This window comes from Streptomyces sp. NPDC048002 (genome assembly GCF_040653275.1).
Classification (GTDB): domain Bacteria; phylum Actinomycetota; class Actinomycetes; order Streptomycetales; family Streptomycetaceae; genus Streptomyces.
This window is the reverse complement of record NZ_JBEZNL010000043.1, coordinates 1-23,127: the sequence shown is the minus strand read 5'-3', so window position 1 is coordinate 23,127 and position 23,127 is coordinate 1. Positions and strand designations below refer to the sequence as shown.

23 protein-coding genes and 2 pseudogenes are annotated in these 23,127 nt (G+C 70.7%); 9 read left to right on the top strand and 16 right to left on the bottom strand.

Annotated elements, in window-relative coordinates; all coding sequences use genetic code 11:
- Nucleotides 1-44: 44 nt before the first annotated feature.
- The gene (locus tag AB0E07_RS33835) at nt 45-1,076 is read left to right on the top strand and encodes an NAD-dependent epimerase/dehydratase family protein (RefSeq protein WP_362260685.1); all 1,032 of its coding nucleotides are present in this window, start codon (nt 45-47) and stop codon (nt 1,074-1,076) included.
- Nucleotides 1,077-1,123: 47 nt separating this feature from the next.
- A pseudogene (locus AB0E07_RS33830) lies at nt 1,124-1,391 on the top strand (hypothetical protein).
- A 44-nt stretch (nt 1,392-1,435) separates the two neighbouring features.
- Here AB0E07_RS33830 and AB0E07_RS33825 read toward each other — a convergent pair.
- The 3 genes from AB0E07_RS33825 to AB0E07_RS33815 form a co-directional block, all read right to left on the bottom strand.
- Nucleotides 1,436-2,572, bottom strand: a complete 1,137-nt coding sequence (locus tag AB0E07_RS33825) for a PP2C family protein-serine/threonine phosphatase (protein WP_362260683.1) — start codon at nt 2,570-2,572, stop codon at nt 1,436-1,438.
- A 265-nt stretch (nt 2,573-2,837) separates the two neighbouring features.
- Nucleotides 2,838-3,071, bottom strand: a complete 234-nt coding sequence (locus AB0E07_RS33820; RefSeq protein WP_362260681.1) for a DUF5133 domain-containing protein — start codon at nt 3,069-3,071, stop codon at nt 2,838-2,840.
- A gap of 368 nt (nt 3,072-3,439) precedes the next feature.
- The gene (locus tag AB0E07_RS33815) at nt 3,440-4,936 is read right to left on the bottom strand and encodes an MFS transporter (protein WP_362260747.1); all 1,497 of its coding nucleotides are present in this window, start codon (nt 4,934-4,936) and stop codon (nt 3,440-3,442) included.
- 149 nt (nt 4,937-5,085) lie between these two features.
- On the opposite strand from AB0E07_RS33815, the gene AB0E07_RS33810 reads away from it, so the two are divergent.
- Nucleotides 5,086-5,601 (top strand): VOC family protein, encoded by a 516-nt coding sequence (locus AB0E07_RS33810; RefSeq protein ID WP_362260679.1) that lies wholly within the window; start codon nt 5,086-5,088, stop codon nt 5,599-5,601.
- Between the two features lie 3 nt (nt 5,602-5,604).
- Here AB0E07_RS33810 and AB0E07_RS33805 read toward each other — a convergent pair whose 3' ends face one another.
- Both AB0E07_RS33805 and AB0E07_RS33800 read right to left on the bottom strand, forming a co-directional pair.
- On the bottom strand, nt 5,605-6,174 hold the full coding sequence (locus AB0E07_RS33805) for an NADPH-dependent FMN reductase (protein WP_362260677.1): 570 nt from the start codon (nt 6,172-6,174) through the stop codon (nt 5,605-5,607).
- A 130-nt stretch (nt 6,175-6,304) separates the two neighbouring features.
- Nucleotides 6,305-6,820 carry a MarR family transcriptional regulator gene (locus AB0E07_RS33800; protein WP_362260675.1) on the bottom strand — a complete coding sequence of 172 codons (516 nt, stop codon included), beginning with the start codon at nt 6,818-6,820 and terminating at the stop codon, nt 6,305-6,307.
- 39 nt (nt 6,821-6,859) lie between these two features.
- Between AB0E07_RS33800 and AB0E07_RS33795 the strand changes: the two genes are divergently transcribed.
- The 5 genes from AB0E07_RS33795 (at nt 6,860) to AB0E07_RS33775 (ending at nt 11,811) form a co-directional block, all read left to right on the top strand.
- On the top strand, nt 6,860-7,822 hold the full coding sequence (locus tag AB0E07_RS33795; protein WP_362260673.1) for an EamA family transporter: 963 nt from the start codon (nt 6,860-6,862) through the stop codon (nt 7,820-7,822).
- Between the two features lie 183 nt (nt 7,823-8,005).
- On the top strand, nt 8,006-9,307 hold the full coding sequence (locus AB0E07_RS33790; RefSeq protein WP_362260671.1) for a M28 family metallopeptidase: 1,302 nt from the start codon (nt 8,006-8,008) through the stop codon (nt 9,305-9,307).
- 250 nt (nt 9,308-9,557) lie between these two features.
- Nucleotides 9,558-9,779 (top strand): hypothetical protein, encoded by a 222-nt coding sequence (locus AB0E07_RS33785; protein WP_362260669.1) that lies wholly within the window; start codon nt 9,558-9,560, stop codon nt 9,777-9,779.
- Between the two features lie 70 nt (nt 9,780-9,849).
- Nucleotides 9,850-10,686, top strand: coding sequence for an SMP-30/gluconolactonase/LRE family protein (locus tag AB0E07_RS33780; RefSeq protein ID WP_362260667.1), 837 nt, complete (start codon nt 9,850-9,852; stop codon nt 10,684-10,686).
- A 45-nt stretch (nt 10,687-10,731) separates the two neighbouring features.
- Nucleotides 10,732-11,811, top strand: a complete 1,080-nt coding sequence (locus AB0E07_RS33775; RefSeq protein ID WP_362260665.1) for a hypothetical protein — start codon at nt 10,732-10,734, stop codon at nt 11,809-11,811.
- Between the two features lie 75 nt (nt 11,812-11,886).
- Here AB0E07_RS33775 and AB0E07_RS33770 read toward each other — a convergent pair whose 3' ends face one another.
- The 9 genes and pseudogenes from AB0E07_RS33770 to AB0E07_RS33730 form a co-directional block, all read right to left on the bottom strand.
- Entirely contained in the window at nt 11,887-12,627 is a 741-nt protein-coding gene (locus tag AB0E07_RS33770; RefSeq protein ID WP_362260663.1) for an alpha/beta hydrolase, read from the bottom strand.
- Between the two features lie 237 nt (nt 12,628-12,864).
- Complete coding sequence (locus AB0E07_RS33765) at nt 12,865-13,884, bottom strand: hemolysin family protein (RefSeq protein WP_362260661.1); 1,020 nt, start codon at nt 13,882-13,884, stop codon at nt 12,865-12,867.
- Entirely contained in the window at nt 13,881-15,254 is a 1,374-nt protein-coding gene (locus AB0E07_RS33760; RefSeq protein WP_362260659.1) for a hemolysin family protein, read from the bottom strand. Before AB0E07_RS33760 ends, AB0E07_RS33765 begins: the two co-directional genes overlap by 4 nt.
- 190 nt (nt 15,255-15,444) lie before the next feature.
- A complete protein-coding gene (locus AB0E07_RS33755) occupies nt 15,445-16,467 on the bottom strand; it encodes a hemolysin family protein (RefSeq protein ID WP_362260657.1) in 1,023 nt (340 codons plus the stop codon).
- Complete coding sequence (locus tag AB0E07_RS33750) at nt 16,464-17,798, bottom strand: hemolysin family protein (RefSeq protein WP_362260655.1); 1,335 nt, start codon at nt 17,796-17,798, stop codon at nt 16,464-16,466. Before AB0E07_RS33750 ends, AB0E07_RS33755 begins: the two co-directional genes overlap by 4 nt.
- Before the next feature lie 236 nt (nt 17,799-18,034).
- Entirely contained in the window at nt 18,035-18,271 is a 237-nt protein-coding gene (locus AB0E07_RS33745; RefSeq protein WP_362260653.1) for a hypothetical protein, read from the bottom strand.
- Nucleotides 18,272-18,421: 150 nt separating this feature from the next.
- Entirely contained in the window at nt 18,422-19,156 is a 735-nt protein-coding gene (locus tag AB0E07_RS33740; protein WP_362260651.1) for a hypothetical protein, read from the bottom strand.
- A 136-nt stretch (nt 19,157-19,292) separates the two neighbouring features.
- Nucleotides 19,293-20,087, bottom strand: a complete 795-nt coding sequence (locus AB0E07_RS33735; protein WP_362260649.1) for an MHYT domain-containing protein — start codon at nt 20,085-20,087, stop codon at nt 19,293-19,295.
- Nucleotides 20,088-20,341: 254 nt separating this feature from the next.
- Nucleotides 20,342-20,515 (bottom strand): annotated as a pseudogene (locus AB0E07_RS33730) (aminoglycoside phosphotransferase family protein); the annotation flags it as partial.
- Nucleotides 20,516-20,773: 258 nt separating this feature from the next.
- On the opposite strand from AB0E07_RS33730, the gene AB0E07_RS33725 reads away from it, so the two are divergent.
- Nucleotides 20,774-21,637 carry a universal stress protein gene (locus AB0E07_RS33725; RefSeq protein WP_362260647.1) on the top strand — a complete coding sequence of 288 codons (864 nt, stop codon included), beginning with the start codon at nt 20,774-20,776 and terminating at the stop codon, nt 21,635-21,637.
- Nucleotides 21,638-21,676: 39 nt separating this feature from the next.
- On the opposite strand, the gene AB0E07_RS33720 is transcribed toward AB0E07_RS33725, so the two are convergent.
- Nucleotides 21,677-21,958, bottom strand: coding sequence for a DUF3040 domain-containing protein (locus tag AB0E07_RS33720; protein ID WP_362260645.1), 282 nt, complete (start codon nt 21,956-21,958; stop codon nt 21,677-21,679).
- 97 nt (nt 21,959-22,055) lie between these two features.
- Nucleotides 22,056-22,991, bottom strand: a complete 936-nt coding sequence (locus AB0E07_RS33715) for a YihY/virulence factor BrkB family protein (protein WP_362260643.1) — start codon at nt 22,989-22,991, stop codon at nt 22,056-22,058.
- Nucleotides 22,992-23,127: the final 136 nt, after the last annotated feature.

Sequence of the window (23,127 nt, the reverse complement as noted above, 5' to 3'; positions counted from 1 at the left end):
ACACCGTCCGGCGGTGCGCCGCGTGCCGAAGGGAGTTGCCGACGATGAACAGCCAGCGGAGCGGCCCGAGGATCGTGGTGACCGGTGCGACCGGCAACGTGGGCAGCAGTCTGGTGCGGGTGTTGAACGAGGACCGCCGCGCCGGTCCGGTGGAAGGCTGGGCCCGCCGTTCCCCCGAGCGGGCGGACTCCGGCACGGCCTGGCGCAAGGTGGACCTCAATGTCGAACGCGAGGACCTCCCGGCGCTGCTCACCGGTGTCGACGTGGTGGTGCACCTCGCTTGGCGGTTCCACCCGGCCCGCGATCCGGCGGTCACATGGCGGACCAATGTCCTGGGCAGTGTGCGGCTCTTCGAGGCTGTCGCGGCAGCCGGTGTTCCCGCGCTGGTGCACGCCTCTTCCGTGGGTGCCTACTCGCCTGGCCCCAAGGACCGGCAGGTCGACGAGTCCTGGCCGACCCACGGTTGGCCCGCGGCCGCCTACACACGGGAGAAGGCATATCTCGAACGGGTACTCGACACTTTCGAGAAGCGGCACCCGGAGGTTCGCGTGGTACGGATGCGACCGGGGTTCAGTTTCAAGAGGGAGTCGGCGAGCGAGCAACGACGCATCTTCGCCGGCCGCTACCTCCCGGGCAACCTGGTCCGCCCGGGCCTGCTGCCGTTCTTCCCGGACCTGCCCGGACTGCGCGTACAGGCGCTCCACACCGACGACGCCGCGGATGCCTATCGGCTGGCCGCCCTCGGTGACGTCCGAGGTCCGTTCAACCTTGCCGCCGATCCGCCGATCGACGCCGACATGCTGGCCGGCTTCCTGGACGCCCGACCGGTGACCGTTCCGGCCTCCATCGCCCGAGCCGGCCTGGCTGCCGCGTGGACCGCTCGCCTGATACCCACGCCGCCCCAACTCCTCGACGCCGTACTGCGCGTGCCTCTCATGGACACGACGCGCGCCCGCACCGAACTGGCATGGACCCCGGAGCACACCGCTACCGACGCCCTGCGCGAACTCCTCGCCCCAATGCGGGCAGGAGCCGGCGCCGAAACCCGCCCGCTCGCCGGACGAATCGTCGGATGACCCCGGGCTGCGCCGAGTCCCCGGCGCCCGCCGCATGAGACGAGGACATCCCAGCCACCGACCATCACGGCACACCGACCGGAAGGAACCCCGTCAAGCCTCGCGGATCCAGCCCCAAGCGGGAACGCCAGTACGAGCACATCAAGGAGTCCGCCGAGCGACGCGGTGAGTCCACCGAGCGGGCGCAGGAGATCGCCGCCCGCAGGCACGCAGGGCCCCACCAAGGATCAACTGTACGAAGAGGCGAAGAGCAAGAACGTCCACGGCCGGTCCACCATGACCAAGCAGCAGCTGAAGACCGCACTCGGCCGCTGAGCCGGATCTCCTTGGATCTGAGTACCGGCAGCGACGAGGAAGGCTCAGTTTTCCGGGGAGGTGGGGTGCCACTCTGCCATCACGATCGTGGCGTCGTCGAGCAGCTTGTGCTCCTGGTGGCGCATGAGTTGCTGAAGGAGGCGGCGCAGGGCTTCGGGGGCGGGCTCCCCGGCAGCCATGGCCCGGATGACCGTGTCGGCGAGGCGCTGTTCGCCGAAGAGGTCGCCTCGAGGGGAGCGTGCTTCGGTGACGCCGTCGCTGTAGAGCAGGATGCGGTCGCCGGGTTCGAGACGGGCACGGTGCAGGCTGGGTGGCGTACGGCTGTGAAAGTTCCAGCCCAGCGGAAGGTCTGGTTCACGCTCCAGGATGCGCAGGATCTGCCCACCACGCACGAGCAGGGGCGGAGGGTGTGCGCAGTTGACCCAGGTGAGGGTCCCGTCGGCCAGGTCGAGATCGGCGATGATCGCGGTCATGAGCCGGTCGGTGAACCAGGTGTCCAGGATCCGGTCGATCTCACCGATGAGGTCGGTGAGGCGACCGCCCGAGCGGCGGGTGGCGCGACAGGCCGCGAGGCCGGCCGCACTGGCTCCGCCGGAGGCGAGGTCGTGGCCCATGGCGTCCAGAAGAGTCAGGTGGAGCCCGCCGTCGGTGAAGCTGTGGTCGAAGACGTCTCCGCCCGCGTTGTAGGCCGGCTCCAGCACGGCGGTCGAGGTGGCTTGGGCGGTACCGATGGTGCGGGGCGGGAGGAACGCCCACAGCAGCTCTGCCTGGACGGTCATCGGCTGTCGGCGCTCGGCTTCGACGAGCAGTTCACTGTGCGTCGACTTCGACACCAGCAACAACGCGGTCAGCCCCGCGAGCGTCTCGCAGTCCGCGACGGGCAGGGCCGGCCCCTCGGCCCTCAGCACGCCCAGTCGTTCCACCCCGTCGACCATGGGGATCCAGGCGGTCGTGCCGTCCTGCGTCAGGTGCGTGCGCTCCAGCCGGTAGGCCAGCCCCGCCAGGGAGGAGTCGATGTCCAGTTCGAGCTCCGCGGCGGGCACGGGCTGGGGCAGGGCGATGAGCCGCGTCTGCTGGAGGTCCGATACGTACAGGCCGGTGGCCGTCAGCCCCAGGGACCGACCGATGTCGAAGACCAGACCGGCCAGGTCGCGGCCCGAGATCAGCTGTGACCGCGCCACAAGGTCAGCCAGGAAAGTCTCGCTCGCCTCCACGAGAGCGCCCCTTCTCCAGGGTGGCGACAGGAGTCGTCCACGGTGCGGCCGGCCGCGTCGGTGCGCCGGGGGATCCTCCGTTCGACCGCCGCCGTTCCTTCCCCGTGGAGGTGGTCACGGCCCCGGGCGAGTTCCCGTACCGCGCGGGCCTCCAGGTCGCGGAGGGGGCCGTAACGTGGCGTCGTAGGCTTCGAGGATCGCGGCGCGGCGCCGGGCGGTGCGCGGCGCGGGTTCAGGTGGCGGTGGGCACGGCCGAGTCGTCCTCCGGGCGGGCGCCGGGCAGGTGGTAGCGAGCGGCGATCAGGGCGGAGTCGATGTCGCGGGTGCCCGTCGCCACGCACAGGGTGTATGCGACGTCGTCCATGCGCTGGCGCACCTGGTCGCTGCCGTTCTCGGCGTGCAGGAGCCACAGTGTTTCGTACTGCTCGATCAAGTTGGTCAAGACGGCTGGATGGGCCATGAGCATGTGAGCCTCCCTGTGGTTGCACCCCGCAGGGCGGCTGACCTGTACAGCCCACCGTGTACCTCGTGTCACGCGCGTCATGCGCGCGCGTGACGTCGAACATCCGGGAGTACTCCGCGGCCCTCCCGAGCGCTTGAACCGGAACGGTCGGGGAAATCTCTCGGCCAAGCGTCTAGCTTCCTGGGACCGCGGAACTCGGGGGACGCCGAAGGAGGCAGAGATGCGTCAGAGTCGCGTGAACAAGACCGTGAGGACGGACAACCCGCGTATCCGCCGAGAAGCCGACGAACGTCGCCCAGAACGCACCGAAGTGCGTGAGGACATCAGACGCACCTGGTGGCCGGAGGGCCACTGAAGGGGACGTACCGACCTCAGCCCTGCCTTGAGTGAACGGGGCTGTTGGCGACTTCGTCCGGACAGCGACGATGCGATGCGCCACGGTCACGCAACCAGTCGGCGGTGGCGAGTGCCAGCGACGCGGCCATCCCGGCGAGCGCCACCGCGAGGGCGGTGACCAGGGCTGTGCGGTAGTGGTCCGTGCCGCCGAGGACCAGGTAGTAGATGCCCGGGAGGGCCGCGGTACCCACGGCGGCGCCCAGGCGCTGGCCGGTCTGGAGTGCACCGCCCGCCGCCCCGGCCATCCGCACCGGGACGTCACGCAGAGTCATCGTGATGTTCGGCGACACCACGAAGCCCCCTCCGACACCCGCGACGAACAGGGCGGGTGCCGCCATCCAGGGCGCCGCGTCGCCCGGTACGAGCCACAGCAGCAGCGCCGTGCCGCCCATGCCGAGGATGACCGCGCTCAGCCCGCACACGGTGAGCAGCCGTCCGAAGCGGTCCACGAGACGGCCCGCCACGACCGCGGCACCGGCGGAGCCCAGCGCGAACGGGGTGACCGCCGTCCCGGACTCCAGTGGGGTGAAGCCGAGCCCGCGCTGGTAGAAGAGGGCGAAGACGAGCCACACCCCGCTGAAGCCGATGAAGTACAGGGCGCCGACGCCCGCGCCGACGGCGTAGCCGCGCACCGTGGTGAACAGGCGCGGGTCCAGCAGGGGCTCGCTGCCCCGCGCCACGAGCCGGAACTGGCGACGCGTGAAGAGAGTGAGCAGCACAGCGCCCAGGGGAAAGAGCCACCACAGCCGTCCGACGCCACCGGAGTCCGCCTGGACCAGCGGGTACATGACCGCCAGCACGCCGAGACCGAGCAGCGCGATCCCGAGGACGTCCAGCGAGCCCCGGGCGGAGCGTTCGACGCGTGGCAGCAGGCGCAGGCCGAGCAGGAGGGCGACGATGCCGATGGGGACGTTGACGAGGAAGATCCACCGCCAGCCCTCGGAGCCGTCCGCGAGCGCGAGGATGGCGCCGCCGGTGAGGGGCCCGGCGGCGGAGGAGATGCCGACCGTGGCGCCGAAGAATCCGAAGGCACGACCGCGTTCGGCACCGCGGAACATCTGCTGGATGAGAGCGGAGTTCTGCGGCGCCATGAAGCCCGCCGCGAGGCCCTGCGCGATCCGGGCCGCCACCAGCAGGGTGATGTCGGGTGCCGCACCGCACGCCGCGCTGAAGAGGGTGAATCCGCTCAGGGCCAGCAGGAAGATGCGGCGCCGGTCGAGCGCGTCACCGAGCCGTCCGGCGGTGACCAGGGCCAGGGCGAAGGAGAGCGCGTAGCCGGACACCACCCACTGCACCTCGGCGGGACCGGCGTCCAGGCCGCGCTGGATGGTGGGCAGGGCCACCGCCACGATCGTCACGTCGAGCAGGCTCATGAACCCCGCGACGAGGGTGACCCACAGCGCGTGCCATCTGTTCGGATCGGGGACGTACTCGCCCTGGTCTCTGCCCGCGCGCGGTCCGTCCGCCGTCACGTCCGACTCCGCTGCCACCGGGCTCCTTCCGACACGCCACGGGGTACTTCGCGCATGCCGTTCCGGGTTGCGCGAGCCCAGCCCTCACCGTACGAAATGAGCACCCGCATTCGTGGGTACTCGCCCCCTCACCATGAGACGAGGCACCGATGGCTGACACACCCGCACACGGCGACACCGATCCTGCCGCGATCGAAGCCGAACGGCGACGCATCCGGGAGGCGCATCTGCGGCCCGCCGACCGCCGGGCCGCCTCCACCGCCCGAGGCCTGCACCACACCGCCCTGATCAGCAGCGACGTCGAGCGCACCATCCGCTTCTACCAGGATCTCCTGGGCTTCCCGCTCACCGAGCTGATCGAGAACCGGGACTACCCCGGCTCCTCGCACTTCTTCTTCGACATCGGAAACGGGAACCTGCTCGCGTTCTTCGACTTTCCCGGCCTCGACGTCGGGCCGTACGCCGAGGTGCTCGGCGGGCTCCACCACGTCGCGATCTCGATGGACCCCGACCGCTGGGCCGAGATCGTGCGCCGCTTCGACGAAGCCGGCATCGATCACGTCATTCACAGCGATGTGTCGGTGTACTTCCGCGACCCCGATGGTGCCCGTATCGAGCTCATCGCCGACCCGCTCGGCGAAATGTACGGAGACAAGGTGCTGTGACGCTCAACCCCGCGGCAGCACGGTCAGCACGCGGACGACGTGCTCGCGGAACTCCAGCATGAAGTCACTGAGGAACTGCCGGGTCGACTCGTCGTTGACCTCGCCGTCATCGCCGAACACCTCGGGTGTGAACTTGATGTACGCCTCCGGCGCCGTCATCTGCCGGGCGTTGCAGAAGGCCATCACCGCCCTCAGGCTCTGCTGGGCGACCGCGGTCCCGATCTGTCCGACGGAGGCACCGATCATCGCGGCGGGGATGTGGTCGAACGAGTTCTGCCCCCAGGGACGCGAGGCCCAGTCGATGGCGTTCTTGAGCGCACCCGGGATCGACCGGTTGTATTCCGGTGTCACGAACAGTACGGCGTTGGACCGCGCGATGGCGTCCTTGAGAGCGCGGGCCTCGGAGGGATAGTCGCTGTCGTGGTCGGGGCTGTACAGCGGCAGATTCCCGATCGGGATCTCGGTGAAGCGCAGTTCTTCCGGCGCCAGCCGGATCAGGGCTTTCGACAACACCCGGTTGATCGAAGTCGACGACAAGCTGCCGACGAAATAGCCGATTTCGTAGGTGTCCATCAGACAGGCCTCACAGGGGATCGGGGAAAGCCCGCCGGCGCAGCGATCACCGGCACGAATAATCAGAAAACACCAAAAAGCACACCCCGGCAATGCGGCGAAATGCCGGTGCCGACGTGCCCTGCCCTGGTCAGGGGGCCTCGCCCCCGTCCATTCGGGAGAGCCAGGTGGCGAGCAGCGCTTCGAGCGATACGGTCTCGGCGGGTGTCAGCACATCCAGCAGGCGGCGCTCGTTGCGCATGTGGTCGGCGAACGCCTGGTCGATCAGGTCGCGCCCGGGGTCCGTGAGGGCGACGATCCGGCCGCGCTGATCGTCGTCCGAGCGGCGGCGGGTGACGAGTCCGGCCCGCTCCAGCCGGTCGATCCTCTTCGTCATCGCACCGGTGGTGACCATGGTGTGCGCGGCGAGTTCGCCGGGTGCCCGCTCGTAGGGCGCACCGGCGCGCCGCAGGGCGCACAGCACGTCGAACTCCCCCTCGCCCAGTCCGTACCGGTCGTAGACGAGGCGCAGCTCCTCGGTGAGCCGATCGGCCAGCCGGTGCAGCCGGCCGATCACCCCGTGTGGGGAGGTGTCGACGTCAGGCCGCTCCCGACGCCACTCGGCCTGGACGCGGGCCACGTGATCCAGCGGTCGGCGATCTTCCATGACCCCATAGTACCTTCCCAGGAAGCTACTATTCCTTCCATGGAAGCCAATACGCGCTGGACGGCACTGACCGCACTCGCACCCGTGGCCTGGGGAACCAACTACTTCGTCACCCACGAGTACCTGCCCACCGGCCATCCGCTGTGGGGAGCCGCCTGGCGAGCCCTGCCGGCCGGACTCGTCCTGCTGGCCCTGCGCCGACGACGGCCGCACGGCACGTGGTGGTGGAAGTCCGCCGTACTGGGCCTGAACAACGTGAGCGTGTTCTTCACCCTCGTCTACGTCGCTTCCCAGACCCTGCCGACGAGCCTCGCCTCGACGGTCATGGCGGTGTCCCCGCTGACGATGATGCTCGTGGCCTGGCCGCTGATATCCGAGCGCCCCGGGTTCCTCCACCTGGCCGGTGCCGGAATCGGCCTCGCCGGGGTGTGCCTCATGCTGCTCACCGGTGCGGAGGAGGTGAGCGCCGGGGGCGTCCTCGCGTCGGCCGCCGCCATGCTCGCCTCCTCCTTCGGCCACGTTCTGACCAAGCGCTGGAGTGCGGACGTCGACGTGCTCTCCTCCACCGCCTGGCAGCTCCTCGCCGGCGGTCTGCTGCTGCTCCCGGCCGCGGTGGTCATGGAGGGGGCGCCTCCCGCCCTGTCCGCGTCCGCGCTCCTCGCGTTCGCCTATGTCGCACTGGTCGCCACCGCGCTGGCCTTCACCGCCTGGTTCGCCGGCCTGCGGCACCTGCCCGCGGGAACCGTCGGACTGCTGGGACTGCTCAACCCCGTCACGGGCGTGCTGCTGGGCACGGTGATCGCCGCCGAGGCGCTGACCGTTCAGCAGGCGGGCGGACTGGTACTGGTCCTGGCCGGAGTCGCCCTGGGCAGGCCTATCCGCGCACGGCCTACGGCCCAGCGGCCCGGGACGGGCGCATCCGGACCCCGGACGGCTCCGCCGACCGACGACGCCGAGTACCCGCACCGCAGGAGTACGTCCGCGCGAAGCCCACTGGACTGACGGCATCAACCCAGCTCACAGCATGCACTCTTGACGCAGCGTCAACAGTCATCGACTATTCACTTCGCATCGCCGCACCAGGCACAGGCTTTACACAGCTCCAACGTCCCGCGTTCACCAACACAGCGGGACGTTTCGCACGTTCCGCAACCCACCTTCAGTTCGGAACCACGGAGTCCCCACATGAGCCTCTCAGCACGTCAGCGTGTCCTCGCAGTGGCCGGCATCGCCCTCACCGGGCTGCTCGCCGGCGCGGTCCCGGCAGCCACGGCCCCCAGTGTCGCCGCCGCTCCCGACATCGCGGTCGCCAACGTCAAGCAGCACCTCACGGACCTCCAGTCGATCGCCACCGCCAACGGCGGCAACCGGGCCCACGGAAGAGCCGGTTACAAGGCGTCCATCGACTTCGTCAAGGCGAAACTGGACGCCGCCGGATACACCACGAGAATCGACCAGTTCACCTCCAGCGGTGCCACCGGCTACAACCTCGTCGCCGACTGGCCCGGCGGTGACTCCAACCAGGTCCTCATGGCCGGCGCGCACCTCGACTCGGTCTCCTCCGGCCCCGGCATCAACGACAACGGCTCCGGATCGGCGGCCGTCCTGGAGACCGCCCTGGCCGTCGCACGGACCGGCTACCAGCCCACCAAACACCTCCGCTTCGCCTGGTGGGGTGCCGAGGAACTCGGCCTCGTCGGCTCCAAGTACTACGTCAACAACCTGCCGACCACCGAACGCGCGAAGATCAGCGGCTACCTGAACTTCGACATGATCGGCTCCCCCAACCCGGGCTACTTCGTCTACGACGACGACCCCACGATCGAGCAGACCTTCAAGACCTACTTCGCCGGCATCGGTGTCCCCACCGAGATCGAGACCGAGGGCGACGGCCGCTCCGACCACGCCTCGTTCAAGAACGTCGGCATACCCGTCGGCGGCCTGTTCACGGGCGCCAGCCGGACCAAGACCTCCGCGCAGGTCCAGAAGTGGGGCGGCACGGCCACGGCCTTCGACCGCTGCTACCACTCGTCGTGCGACACCACCGGCAACATCAACGACACGGCGCTGGACCGCAACAGCGACGCCATAGCCCACGCGATCTGGTCCCTCTCCTCCGGCACGACGAACCCGCCGGGCACCGTGTTCGAGAACACCACGGACGTGTCCATCCCGGACAACGGCGCGGCGGTGACCTCGTCCGTCAACGTCACCGGAAGGACCGGCAACGCGCCCAGCAACCTCGCCGTCGGCGTGGACATCATCCACACCTACCGCGGTGACCTCGTCGTCGACCTCGTCGCCCCCGACGGCACGGTGTACAACCTCAAGCCCTACTCGTCCTCCGACTCCGCCGACAACGTCAAGGCGACCTACACGGTCAACGCCTCGGCGGAGGTGGCCAACGGGACCTGGAGCCTTCGTGTCCAGGACAGGGCGGCGTACGACACGGGCTACATCAACAGCTTCAAGCTGACCTTCCCGTGACCCTGCGCCTGCCGTACGGCCCGTAGCGGTGGCCTGTCGCCCGAATCCGGGTGACGGGCCACCGTCCGTACCGGCCGCTTGCCGGATCCGTTCGGGGGCACCTGGCAGGGCAACGCCCCTCACGGACGGAGAAGTTCATGCACCGGAGCCCCCGCATCGCCCGCCCCGCACGACTGGCCCGCCGCGCACGACTGCTCCGCCCCGCACGACTGGTCCGTCCCGCCGCGGGAGCGGACCGGTGAGCGGGGGCATGGCACCCTTCCGCAACCTGCATCTCGCCGCGGGCTTCATCGTCGTCATGTACGCACTCCTGGGCGCCCTGCTGGGAGGCGTGGTCGCCGCGGCATTCTCGGCCGGCGGCCCGGTGGCCGGCGTCGCGGCCTGCGCGGGCGGGCTGCTGGGGGCCGCAGTAGGCTTGTGGCGCATCCACCAAACCCCTCAGAACGAACGCGCCGACGAAGGCACCTTCTGACCGTGATGCGATGAGTTTCTCCGCCCCAGCAGGTCCATGCCTCCACGAAACGATCAGGAGGAGCATGACCATGGGCACACCCGAGATCCTCTTGGAAGGCATCCGGTTCGGCGAATCACCCCGCTGGCACAACGGACAGTTGTGGTTCTCCGACTGGGGTGCCCACCAGGTGATCGCACTGCACGAGGACGGCCGCCATGAGGTGGCGGCCGTCGTCGACTCCTTCCCGATGTGCATCGACTTCCTCCCCGACGGACGACTCCTCGTCGTGGACTCGGCACACCGAAGGCTGCTGCGCCAAGAACGCGGCGGATCCCTCGCCGCGCACGCCGACCTCTCCCAGGTCTCCCAGAAGCCGTGGAACGACATCGTGGTCGACGGACGGGGCAGCGCGTACGTCAACACCATCGGCTTCGACTTTCCCGGCGGCGCCTACGCACCCGGCCTGATCGTGCTCGTCACACCGGAGGGCGACGTCCGTCCGGTCGCCGACGACCTGGCGTTCCCCAACGGCATGGCCCTCACACCCGACGGCGGCACGCTGATCGTCGCCGAGTCCTATGCGAACCGGCTCACGGCGTACGACATCGGCGGCGACGGAAGCCTCGGCGACCGCCGCGTCTGGGCGGCGACGCCCGGCGACCACCCCGACGGAATCTGCCTCGACTCCGAAGGCGCCGCCTGGTACGCCGACGTCGCCAACCAGCACTGCGTCCGTGTCCGCGAGGGCGGCGAGGTGCTCGCCACCGTCGATCTCGACCGCGGCGCCTTCGCCTGCGCGCTGAGCCGCGGCGACGACCCCCGTCTCTTCGTCGTGGGCCAGATGTGGGGCGGCCCCGAGACGCAGCAGCCCAGCGGCCGGGTCGTGGCCTTCCCGGCTCCTGCGCCGGGAGCCGGGAGGCCTTGAGTCAGCCCCTCAACGCCTGCGGCAGGGAACGCCTAAAGTATGCCGATGATCTTCAGAAGGAAGCGGGAAGCTTCCGACCTCACCGCCACCGTGTCCGAGCTGGAGGACGCGGTCGGCGCTCGCGACGGTGACCGCACCGAGCGGGCCTTCACCACCATGATGAACCTGGTTCAGGCAGCGTCGGGTGCCGAACTCAGCCTGGCGGGGCCCCGATTGGCGGCGTTGATTCCCGCCTTCCCGCCGACCGGACCGCGTCCGATGCTGGCGATGGCGGCCGGCTACTGCGTCGAGAGCGGGGCCGACCCCGCGGCCTGCGCCGAGCCGATCCTCGGCGGCGTCCACCAGGACCTGCTCGACGCCCTGGAGTTCGCGCGCGGATGGGCCGCCGGCGGCTCGGCCGAGGACGAACTCCCCGAGCCGGACGGGAAGATCATCGACGACGCGCTGCTGGCGCGCATCGGCGGCGACGAGCACGAGGCGCTACGCCTGGCGCTGGCCTGGTGCTCCGTCGAGGAGTGGCAGCCTCCCGCGCTGGCGGTACTGTGCCGCAGCACGGAGGTACGCCGTCGGTACGCGTCCGAGGTCCTCCCGGCGTGCCGAGAACTGGCGGCTCTGCAACGGCACGACCTCAAGTGCCTGGCGTACGCGCTCGCGGTCCTGGACGACGAGGACCTCGTGGTGCTGCACAGGCCCACCGGGACCGGGTTCGAGGTGCGCATCGGCGGCATCGGGGACAACTTCCAGCTGCACACCCTGCTCGCCCATGTCCTCGTCGGCGGCGGTCACATACCCGGGACGGCGCCTGAACCGGAGGGCGTCCGACTGGCCACCGACCCCGAACCCGCCCAGGGACGCACCCAGGTTGTCGCGACCGGGGCGTTCGAGCTGCTCGCCCCGGACGGCGAGCGGATCTGGAACGAGGGGCTGCCCGACGACATCCCCGTAGTGGAGGGGCGTCGCCTGCTCGTGCTCGACGAGCCGCTGTACGAACGCAGTTGGAACGCCGACCGGTTCTTCCCGCACCTCCCGGGCACGGCCGAACTGACCCGCGTTCTCAACGCGGACGAGACGCGGCTCTGGTTCGCCCGTACATCGACCCCTGAGGGGACTCAACGCCCCTCCTGATGCGGTGACCCGAGCCCTCCGACGGGCTGTGCCACGCCGAGGGCCCCTGCCAAAGGATTGGCAGGGGCCCTCGGCTCACTTCAGGTGCCTCGTGAAGAACCGCGCCGCGGCGTCCCCGGCGGACTGTGGAACTCCGGTGTGCCCGCCCATGTGGGCGTGCAAGGACTTCTCGGCGGAGCCGAAGGCGTCGAACAGGTCCAGGGCCGCCTGCCGGTCGTTGCCCTCGTCGTCCCATTGGAGCAGGACATGCAGCGGGATGGCGACCTGTCGGGCCTCCTCGACGATGGCGCGCGGTACGAAGCTCCCGGCGAAGAGGGTGGCCGCCACGATGCGCGGCTCGACCACCGCCAGCCGGACGCCGATGCTGATCACGCCTCCCGAGTAGCCGACCGGTCCACCGATCTCGGGCAGGGACAGCACGGCGTCCAGGGCGGCCCGCCATTCGGGGACCGCCCTGTCGACGAGCGGGAGGACGAGGGCGTCGACGATCTCGTCGGTGACGGGCTCGCCTGCCTCCAGTGCACGGCGCAGTGCGGCGCGGGCCTGCTCGGCGGCCGGCCAGTGGGGGCGGTCGCCGCTTCCGGGAAGCTCGATCGTGGCCGTGGCGAAGCCGTCCGCCGCGGCCTGCCGGGCTCGGGCCTCCAGGCGGGGGTACATCTTGCGCAGGCCGAGCGGTGGGTGGCCCAGCAGGACGAGCGGGGCGGGCGCGGTCGGGGACGCGGAGGCCGGGGTCCACAGGAAGCCGGGGATCTCGCCGAGGGTGAATTCCCGCTCGCTGATGCCGTCGCCGAGGAGTTGTCCAGTGACGAAACGCATGGTCGTGCCTTTCGGAAGTGCGCGGAACGGCGCTCCCGGGCGACGACCTATCGCCCGACCGTGACTCCGGAGGAGAGCACCCATGTCGAAACGTTCACGGGTACCACCTCCTCGATCTCTCGCACGGCCCTCGGAAACTAGCAGTGGTCCCGATCGGACGCCAACGGATTTCCGCGCGCCCCCGAAAGACGCATCGGGTGCCCCGACCCACCGGGGCACCCGATCCACGGGCGGGCGTCAGTGGGCCTGCGGATGCAGCAGCCGGGCCAGCAGGTCGTCCAGGGCGACCATGCCGGTCAGGCGCCCGGCGTCGTCGCGGACCAGGGCCAGGGAGGCGCGGCGCTGGCGCAGCAGCTCGATGGCGTGGCTGATGGTGTCCTGTTCGGTCAGTTCCGGTACCGGGCGGGCCAGGTCACGGGCCGTGGCCGTGCGGCCCCGGCTGCGGGCGATGAGCGCGTCCCGCGCGTGGACGGATCCCACGACCCGCGGGCCGTCCCGCACCAGCAGCCGGTTCCGGTCGTGCTCCGCGGCGGTGGCGAGGATCGCGTCCACGTCCGCCTCCGCGGCGACGGAGGTGATCTGCCCGGCGGGGATCTGGAGGGCGCCGACCGGGTTGTAGGGCTCGGTGAGGGAGCTGGTGAGCAGCTCGGAGTCGGTCTCGCTGATGAGTCCGAGGCGCTGCGACTCGTCGACGAGGTGGGTGAGCTGTTCGCGGTTGTGGACGGAGGCCAGTTCGTCGCGCGGGGTGACCCGGCACAGCCGTACCAGGGCGTTGCTGATCCGGTTGAGGAGCCAGATCAGCGGCCGTACCGCCTTCACGACCGCGCGGAACGGCGGGGAGAGCAGCATGGCCGAACGTTCGGGGTGGGCGATGGCCCAGGACTTGGGCGCCATCTCGCCGAGCACCATGTGCAGGAACACGACGACGATCATGGCGACGGCGAACGCGACGCCGTAGCTGACGGCGCTGGGCAGGCCCAGATCGTGCAGGAGCGGGTCGAGTTCGTGCGAGATGGCGGGCTTGGACACCGAGCCCAGCCCCAGGGTGCACACGGTGATGCCGAGCTGGGCGCCGGCCAGCATGAGGGAGAGCTCGCGCATACCGGCCAGTGCGGCCTTGGCGCCGGGTCTGCCCTGCTCGGCGGCCTTCTCCATGCGATGCCGCTTGGCGGCGACCAGCGCGAATTCGGCGGCGACGAAGAATCCGCTGCCGATCAGCAGCAGGACGGTGACGAAGACGGCCATGGGGAAGCTCATGACGGCTCCTCGTCGTCAGCGGTGTGCGCCGCGGTGACGGTGTCGGGGTCGGGGTCGGGGTGGCGTTCCAGCCGTACGCGTTGGGGGACGTGGCGGTCGAGGCTGCGCACCAGCAGCGTCGCCCTGCCGCCGTCGGGGAGGTCCAGGTCGAGCCGGTCACCGACCGTGGGGAAGCGGCCGAGGCGGTCCACGACGAGGCCGGCGACGGTGTCGTAGTCCTCCTCCTCGGGCAGCTCGATGCCGGTGGCCTCGGCGATCTCGTCCAGTCGGCGTCTGGCGTCGACCAGCCATCCGTCGGCGTCCGCCACGGCGAGTTCGGTGACGGTGTCCGTCTCGTCGGCGATGTCGCCGACGAGTTCCTCGGCGATGTCCTCGTAGGTGACGATTCCGGCGACTCCGCCGTGTTCGTCGAGGACGACCGCGAACTCGTCGTCGAGTCGGCGCATCTGCTCGACCGCGTCCGGCAGGGTGAGGGTGTCGGGCAGCAGCAGGGGCCGTCGGGCGAGGGCGCCGGCGGTGGTGTCCGTGAGGTGGGCGGCGGGCCGGCGCATGAGTTCGCGTACGCCGAGTACGCCGGTCATGTCGTCGGGGTGGTCGCCGAGGACGGGGTAGTTGGAGTGGCCGTGCTTGGCGATCAGGTCGACCGCCTCGGCGGCACTGGCGTCCCTGCGGACGAAGACGGCGTCCGCGCGGGGCACCATCACCTCGTCCAGCGTGCGTTCGGAGAAGCCGAGGGCGTGGTCGAGCAGCGCGGCGGTCTCGCGGGGCAGCTCTCCTTGCTCGTGGGACTCCCCGATCAGGTGACCGAGTTCCTCCAGGGTGGCGCCGTGGTGGAGTTCCTCGACCGGTTCGATGCCGACCTTGCGGAGCAGTCTGTTGGCGGCGCCGTCGAAGATCCGCACCACGGGGCCGACGACCTTCAGGTAGGCCAGTGTGGAGGGGGCCAGCGCCTTCGCCAGTCGCTCGGGGACGGCGATGGCCAGGTTCTTCGGGGCCAGCTCGCCGAGCACCATCTGCACGACGGTGGCGCCGGCGAAGGCGAGGACGACGGAGATGCCGGAGACGGCGGCGTCGGGGATGCCGATGCCGGACAGCACGGGCCGGAGCAGGGCGGACACCGACGGTTCGGCGATGAAGCCGACGACCAGGCCCGTGACGGTGATGCCGAGCTGTGCTCCGGAGAGCATGAAGGAGAGCCGTCCCAGCACCTTCAGGGCGCGGGCGGCCCTCTTGTCCCCGGCTTCGGCCTCACGGGCGAGGGCGAGCCGGTCGGCGGAGACGTAGGCGAACTCCTGGGCGACGAAGTACCCGGTTCCCGCGGTCAGCACGAAGACGGCGAGCAGGCCCAGGACCGCGCTCACGGCGCTCATCGAACACCACCCCGCCGTGCGCCGCTGTCAGGAGTTCCGTGGCGGGATGGTCGGGGACTGTGCCCCGAGGGATCCGTCGATCTGGCGGACAAGGGTTGGTGCTCCTCTTTCCTATGGTGTTCCGGGTGAACGATTCCGGCCACGTTCCGGTTCCCGGAGCCACCGGGAACCGGAACGCGGGGGGCGCCGGTCAGGCGTCGGACGGGGCCGGTCCGACCAGCTCGGACAGGACGTCCTCCATGGTGACGAAACCGAGGACCGGTCCGCTGACGCCCGTCACCGCTGCAAGGTGGCTGCCCTCGGCGCGCAGCGCGGTGAGGGTGTCGTCCAGCGGGGTGTCGATGCGGACCCGGGTGACCGGATGCAGGGCCGCGCGGGGGAACGGCTGGTTCCGTTCGGTCAGGCCGAGGGTGTCCTTGATGTGGACGTAGCCCAGCAGCGCGCCGTCCGCACCGGTGACGGGAAAGCGCGAGTAGCCCGCTTCGGCGGCCGCGCGCTCCAGTTCCGCCGGGGTGATCGTGTCGGCCACCGTCCGCATCCTCGGCACCGGCACGAGGATCTCCCCCACCGGCCGGGTGCCCAGCTCCAGCGCGTCGCGCAGCCGCTCGCTGTCCGCGGACGACAGCAGGCCGGCCTCACTGGAGTCCATGACCATGCGCGCGAGCTGGTCGTCGGTGAACACGGCGTCCACCTCGTCCTTCGGTTCCACGCGCAGCAGCCTCAGCAGGGCGTTGGCGAAGGCGTTGATGCCGAAGACGAGGGGCCGAAGGGCCTGGGTGAGGGCGACCAGCGGCGGGCCCAGCAGCAGCGCGGTCGGCACGGGGGCGGCCAGCGCGATGTTCTTCGGGACCATCTCGCCGACCAGCATGTGCAGATAGGTCGCCACGGTCAGCGCGATCACGAAGGAGAGCGGGTGGATCAGGACGTGCGGCAGGTGGATCGCCGCGAAGGCGGGCTCCAGCAGGTGGGCGATGGCGGGCTCGGCGACCGCGCCGAGCACCAGCGAGGAGGCGGTGATGCCGAGCTGCGCCGTGGCCAGCATCGCGGAGATGTGCTCCAGCGCCCACAGCGTCATCCGCGCCCGCTTGTTGCCGTCCTTGGCGCGCGGTTCGATCTGGCTGCGGCGTACGGAGATCAGCGCGAACTCGCCGCCGACGAAGAAGGCGTTGGTCAGCAGGGTCAGGGCACCGATGGCGAGTTGTACGACGGTCATCGGGCATCGTCTCCCGCCTGGACGGGCATCGAGGCCGGTTCGGTGATGCGGACGCGGTCGGCGCGGTGGTGCTCGACGCCGAGGACGTGCAGCCGCCACCCCTCCAGGGCGAGCGCGTCGCCCTCGGCCGGGATGCGCGACAGGCGGGTGGCGATCAGCCCGGCCAAGGTCTCGTACGGTCCTTCCGGCACCGTCAGCCCTATGCCGGCGAGCTGGTCCACGCGTACGGAACCGTCCGCCTCCCAGGCCGCGCGCCCGTCCTCCTGGTCGGGTACGGGCAGCAGGTCGGGCGTCTCCACGGGGTCGTGCTCGTCGCGGACCTCACCGACGACCTCCTCGACGATGTCCTCCATGGTCGCCACGCCGGCCGTGCCTCCGTACTCGTCGATGACGACGGCCATGGTGCGCCGCTCGCGCAGCCGCTCCAGCAGCCGGTCGGCGGTCAGGCTGTCGGGGACCAGGAGGGGCTCGGTCGCCAGGTCGGTGACCGGGCTGTGGGCGCGCCGGTCCGGCTCCAGGGCCAGCACGTCGCGGATGTGGACGGTGCCGATGACCTCGTCGAGGCTGTCGCGGTAGACGGGGAAGCGGGAGAGGCCGGTGGCGTACGACAGGTTCGCCGCGTCGGCGGCGGTCGCGTGCGCCTCCAGAGCCTGTACGTCGACCCGTGGCGTCATCACGTTCTGCGCCGTCAGCTCGCCCAGGTGCAGGGTGCGCACGAACAGCTCGGCGGAGTCCGGCTCCAGGGCGCCGCGGGCGGCGGAGTGCCGGGCCAGCGAGACGAGTTCCTCCGGTCCGCGCGCGGAGTCGAGCTCCTCGGCGGGCTCCAGGCCGAACCGTCGTACGACACGGTTCGCGGTGCCGTTGAGGTGGCGGATGAACGGGCCGAAGGCCTTGGTGAAGGCGCGCTGCGGGCCGGCGACCACCTTGGCCACGGCCAGCGGGCGGGAGATGGCCCAGTTCTTCGGCACCAGTTCACCGACGACCATCAGCACGACCGTGGAGAGCGCCACGCCCAGCACGGTCGCCGTCGTGGGGGCGGCGCCGCCCATGCCGGCGGCCTCCAGGGGCCCGCGCAGCAGCGCGGCGAGGGAGGGCTCGGCGAGCATGCCGATCACCAGCGAGGTGATGGTGATGCCCAGTTGGGCGCCGGAGAGCTGGAGGGTCAGCCGGCGTACGGCCCGCAGCGCGCCCTCGGCGCCGGTTTCACCGGCCGCTGCGGCACGCTCCAGGTCGGCGCGCTCGACGGTGGTCAGCGAGAACTCGGCCGCGACGAACAGGGCGCAGGCGAGGGTGAGAAGGAGGGCCGCCAGGAGCAGCAGGACCTCGGTCACCGTGCCACCCCCGTTCCCTCGTACGGGCGGAATGCGACACGGTCGGGGCTGGAAGGCTCACCCATCAGGGAACCGCTGCTCCTCTCATTCTGAGTCCGGAGGATCCGGATGCCCTCAGCGAGAGCATCGTATCCATCTACGGGACTGTAGAAGCAACGGGTCGTGGCCGGCGGGGAGCCTTCCCTCCGCCGGCCGACAGCGGCACCGCGGTGCGATCGCGATGCCGCTCCGGGCTCTCAGATGTCGCGCACCTCGACCTCGCACTCCACGTCGGGGAACGCCTTGAGCTGCTCCTGGACCGCTTCGCGGACGTCACCTTCCAGCGACACGGACACGCCGGCGGGGAGGTCGGGATCGCCGGAGCGGTTGGCGGAACCCACGATCGCGTGCGGGTCCAGGTCCTCCAGTGCGTGCAGAACCTCGTCGACACGATCGTTGAGAACAGTCGTCGACACATAGGTACGGACGGACATGTCTGCCTCCCGGCGCTCGCTCCTGGCCGGCCCTCGGCCCGCTGCCCTCAGCCTCTCCCCGTCCGGGGGAGGTCCGCACCCTGGCCAGCCCGGGCGGGCGACGGCAGTGAACCGTGTTCACAGCGGGTGCGGGGAGTCGGGCAGCCGGGATCAGGGCGCGGAGGTCCCCCGTCGCGGGCTCTTCTCGGCCCGCTCGGGGTGGAGTCGGGCGAACAGGGCCGTGAATTCGAAGGGGTACTCCACGCACGTCTCCCCCGCGAGGGTCCGGGCGGCGTGGTGACGCATCCGGGGGCCGTAGACCGCGTGGTCGACCAGGTCCGTGTAGGTCTGGCGCTCGCCGAGACCCAGCAGGTCCGCCGTGTCGGCCAGGTAGACGTCGAAGCCCGGGTACATGAGGCCGAGGTAGGGCATGTCGTCCAGGTCGAGGGCGAGTACGGGGTACTCGCCCTGCGCGTCCGGCTCGGTGACGGCCAGGATGCGCCGGGAGTCGGAGCCGCCGGGCAGCAGGAAGCACTCGGACAGATACCCGGACAGCCAGGCGAACTCCTTGCCCCAGAAGTCGCCCATCTCGTCCCCCACGAGTGCGTCGAGCGGGCGTGGCGCGAAGCCGCCGTCCTCGTCGAACCAGCCGTGCCGCTCCAGGAGTCCGGTGTCGTGGGCCAGCCAGGCGCGCAGGCTCGGCGGCAGCGGACGCCCCGAGGGGAACGCCGCCCCGGCGAGTTCCTCAGCCGCCATCGGATGGGCGACGCCGCCCTCCACCCAGGGCACCTCCACGTACGCCAGCGCACTCGCTCCCGGGTCGCTCCGGACGATCTCCAGGACCCGCTCCGTCAACTGCACGCCGTGCATACCGGTGCCTCTCGATCGCTCGCCAGGGGTGGCCACGGGCGATCATGACGGGATCGCCGGCCGCGGGCAAGGCCGATCGCGGGTTCGTGGCCGCGCGATCTCACCGGCACGGTGGTCGGCCTCGGGCCCGTGGAGCAACGGTTCTTCGACAAGGCATCCGGGAACGGGGGTGTCAGCGGATGCGCTCGGCGGCGGCCGGTGCGGCTGCGGATCCACTCCGGTCCGCGACACCGTCGCCGAGGATCGTGTCGGGGTCGAACATCACGATGACGGAGGCGAGGACCAGGGCGCTCACCGGGCCGGCGATCATCGCGAGCATGAAGGAGAAGAGGCTCGCGGAGGACTGGCTGTGGTTCATCACGAACTCGGGGTCCACGGTGATGCCGGCCATTCCGGTGTAGTGCATGCCGGTCACGGCCACACCCATGACGAGGCTGGCGCCCAGGGTGGCCCAGAGCTTGCGGACCGACACCGCCGCCCACAGCGCGGCGGTCGCGGCGACGACGGCGATGACGACGCTGAGGACGACGAACACCGAGTCGTACTGGACCCCCGCGTGGCCCTTCATGGACCGCATGCCGAGGTAGTGCATCGCCGCGACACCGAGACCGGTGAAGACGCCGGCCACGCCGAGGGTCGCCCTCCCGGAACCCCGGATCCCGACGAGGAACACGCCCGCGGCCACGACAACGATGGCAACGAGCAGGCTGACCAGCGTCAGGGCCGGGTCGTACTCCATGAGCGACCCGTCGACGGTGAAGCCCATCATGGCGATGAAGTGCATGGACCAGATCCCGCAGCCGATGGACACGGCGCCGAGCGTGAGCCAGCCGGTGCGCCGCAGACCCTTGTCGCGGCCCATGGAACGTGTCGTGCAGCGCAGCCCCAGCGCCGCACCCAGGCAAGCCATCAGATACGCGGCGATCGGAGTGAAAGCCCCGTAGTGAAAATTGGAGACAGTGCTCATAGCAGCTTCCCGGAAGGAACGGATGCGAGGGCGCCCCGCATGGTCATGGCGGCCGAGGGCCGTCCCGGTCCTGAACGGACAGCGGGGCACGTCAACGTGCACCGACGGCACTTTTCGGCCAGACACCTAATGTTCGGCATTCAACCACACCGCCCACACGGAGCAGGCGGTCTCCATACGGCCCAAACGTCATATAAGTCGACATAGCCGAGGACTTGACCCAGGACGGTGCACTACGTGTGTCTGAACCGTGATCAACCCGTGGCCGGCAGCGTTTCCAAGGCGGCTCGGACCCGGTTCGGACCCTCCGCCCTCCAGCGGTCCCGGTCCGGCATCCCGTCGTTGCGGCGCCAGCGCCAGGCCGAGAACAGAGCCCAGTTCAGGGCACGGCAGCGGTTGAGCAGAACGGTGTCGGCGCCCGGGTAGTGGGACCGGGCCCAAGCATGGCAAGGGCGCGGCTTCCGGAGCGATGGCTTTCGCGCCCTCGCACGGTCCATGTCTCCCACGAATCTCTGGAACCCGGACGGGAGTGGCATAGACACTGGTGGCACCGAGGCGCCCGCCTCGGAGCCGGGCCCCTCCCGGAGGGCCGATCGGCCTCCCGGGCCTGCCCCGTTCGGCCCTCCTCCGCACCCCCGCTCCCCCGCGACGCTGATACCGGACGAGCACCTCGGGAGGGAGAACCTATGAGTGGCGTGGTGACCGTGGGCGTGGACGGTTCGGCTCACAGTCTGGAAGCCGTCGCGCACGGAGCCCGTGAGGCCCGGTACCGCGGCGCGGAACTCCGTGTGGTGCACGCCCTGGTGGGGCCGGTGCAGGTGAACGGTCTGGTGTGGCAGGCCTCCGAGAACCTGCTGCAGGACGAGGCGCGCCGGATCGTGGACGAGGCCGTCGGGCGGGCGCGGGAGATCGTGCCGGACGGCTCCGTCTCGGGTCAGGTACTCACCGGCGACCCGCTGGACGTGCTGGCGGCACAGAGCCGGCGGTCGGAGCTGATCGTGGTGGGGAGCAAGGGGCGCAACCGGTTCGCCGACCTGCTTCTGGGGTCCACCGCGGCCGGGCTCGCCGCGCACGTGCGCTGCCCCGTCCTGGTCGTACGGGAGACGGCCGACCCGGCCGGTCCGATCCTGGTCGGCGTGGACGGATCGCCGGCCAACGCGGCGGCCATCGGGTTCGCGCTGGCCGAGGCGGCGATGCAGGACGCCCGGGTGGTCGCCCTCCACGCATGGACGACGTGGAACGCTCCGCTTCCGCCGCCCGACGACCCCAGGGAGCCGTACGCGAACCGGGCGGGCATGCTCGCCGACACCGAGCGCCGGCTCCTCGCCGAGGCGTTCGCCGGCATGAGCGACCTCTGGCCGGACGTGAAGGTCGAGCACAGGACGGTGCACGAACCGACGCGGACGGCGTTGATCGAGGCCAGTGCCTCGGCCCGGCTCACCGTCGTCGGCTCGCGCGGTCGCGGCGGGTTCAGCGGCCTGCTGCTCGGCTCGGTGAGCCAGGCCGTACTCCACCACGCGCACAGCCCGGTCGCCGTCGTACGCGGATGACGAGGTGGCGACGGGTGCCGGCGCGGTGCCGGCTCGGGCTCACGATCCGGGCGGAGGCGTACGCCGCCCGGCGCCAGGCCCGAAGAGGCTGATCACCATCGCGGTCATGACCAGACCCGTCGCCATCATCACCCCGTGAGGCAGCACCGCACCGGTGACCACGGCGCCGAGTGCCACCGCCAGGGCGGGCCGGGCGCGCCGGCGCCGGTACTCGCGGGGCGGGCGAGGGCGCCCCTTGCCCAGTGCGCGGGCGAAACGCGGATCGTCGTGCCAGAGCACCACTTCAAGGGCGGCGATCTTCTCGTCGTCGGACTCGGACACGGTCCCCACCTCCTCAGCGGCCCCTCCTGGACTCCACCTTCCCTCCCCTCAGCGGCTACGGGCATGGGGGCCGGCACCCATATGTGGTCCGGCGACGTCAGTCCTGGCCCGCAGGGGTCGGCCGGGACTGGCGGAGTGCGGCCAGCTCCGCGTTGAACTGGGCTCCGGTGAGGAGCGCGAGGTTGGATATCCACAGCCAGACGAGGAACACGACGATGCCCGCCAGAGATCCGTACAAACGGTCGTACGTGCCCGCGTAGTTGGCGGTGTACACGGTGAATCCCACGGAGGCCAGCAGCCACAGGACGACGGCGAGCAGGCCGCCGACCGCCCGGTGCCGCAGGCCGTAGGCGGTGGCCTGGCCGGAGCGGAACAGGACCAGCACCATGACGGTGGCGAGGAACGCCAGCAGGGGCCACTTCAGGACGTTCCAGGCCGCCACGCCGACGGCGTCCACGCCGATGAGCCGCCCCGCGGCACGGGCCGCGTCGCCCGTCAGGACGAGCGCCAGCACGCTGGACACGAGCAGGGCCAGCAGCGCGAATGCGGTGATGATGGTGAGCGGCGCCTTCTTCCAGAGCGGGCGGCGGTCCTTGACACCGTTGATCGCGTGCAGGGCGCGGCGGAAGACGCTCAGGTAGCTGGAGGCCGACCACAGCGCCCCGACGGTGCCGAAGACCGCCAGCAGCCGGGCCGGGGTCTCCTGGTGGGACATGCTCTCCAGCGCGCTGAGCACGGCGGGGCGCGCCTGGCCCGGGACGACCGCGGCCACCTGGTCGACGAAGTGCCCGCCTCCGGGGCGGCCCGCGACACCGAGCAGCGAGAGCGCCACCAGCAGGGTGGGAAAGAGGGTGAGCACCGCGTAGTAGGTGAGCGCGGCGGCCCAGTCGGTGGCGTCCTCCCGCCACAGTGCCGTCGGCGTCCTGCGCAGCGCCGGCCACCAGTCCTGCCTGCGTCGCACGGCGGTGCGGCCCGAGTGGGCGGCGAGGGGAGTCAACGGCTGGTCGGTGGTCACACCTGTCTGCTTGCCCACGCTGCGAGGGCACATGCGCCCGCTCCACCGGTGGGCTTGCCGGAGCGCAGCGGCACCGGCATTCCCCCCCGCCGGGGAGGGTGGGTTAAACCGAAGGGCCGGGGGCCGGGCCCGGGCCCCGGGCGGGGGTTTCCCG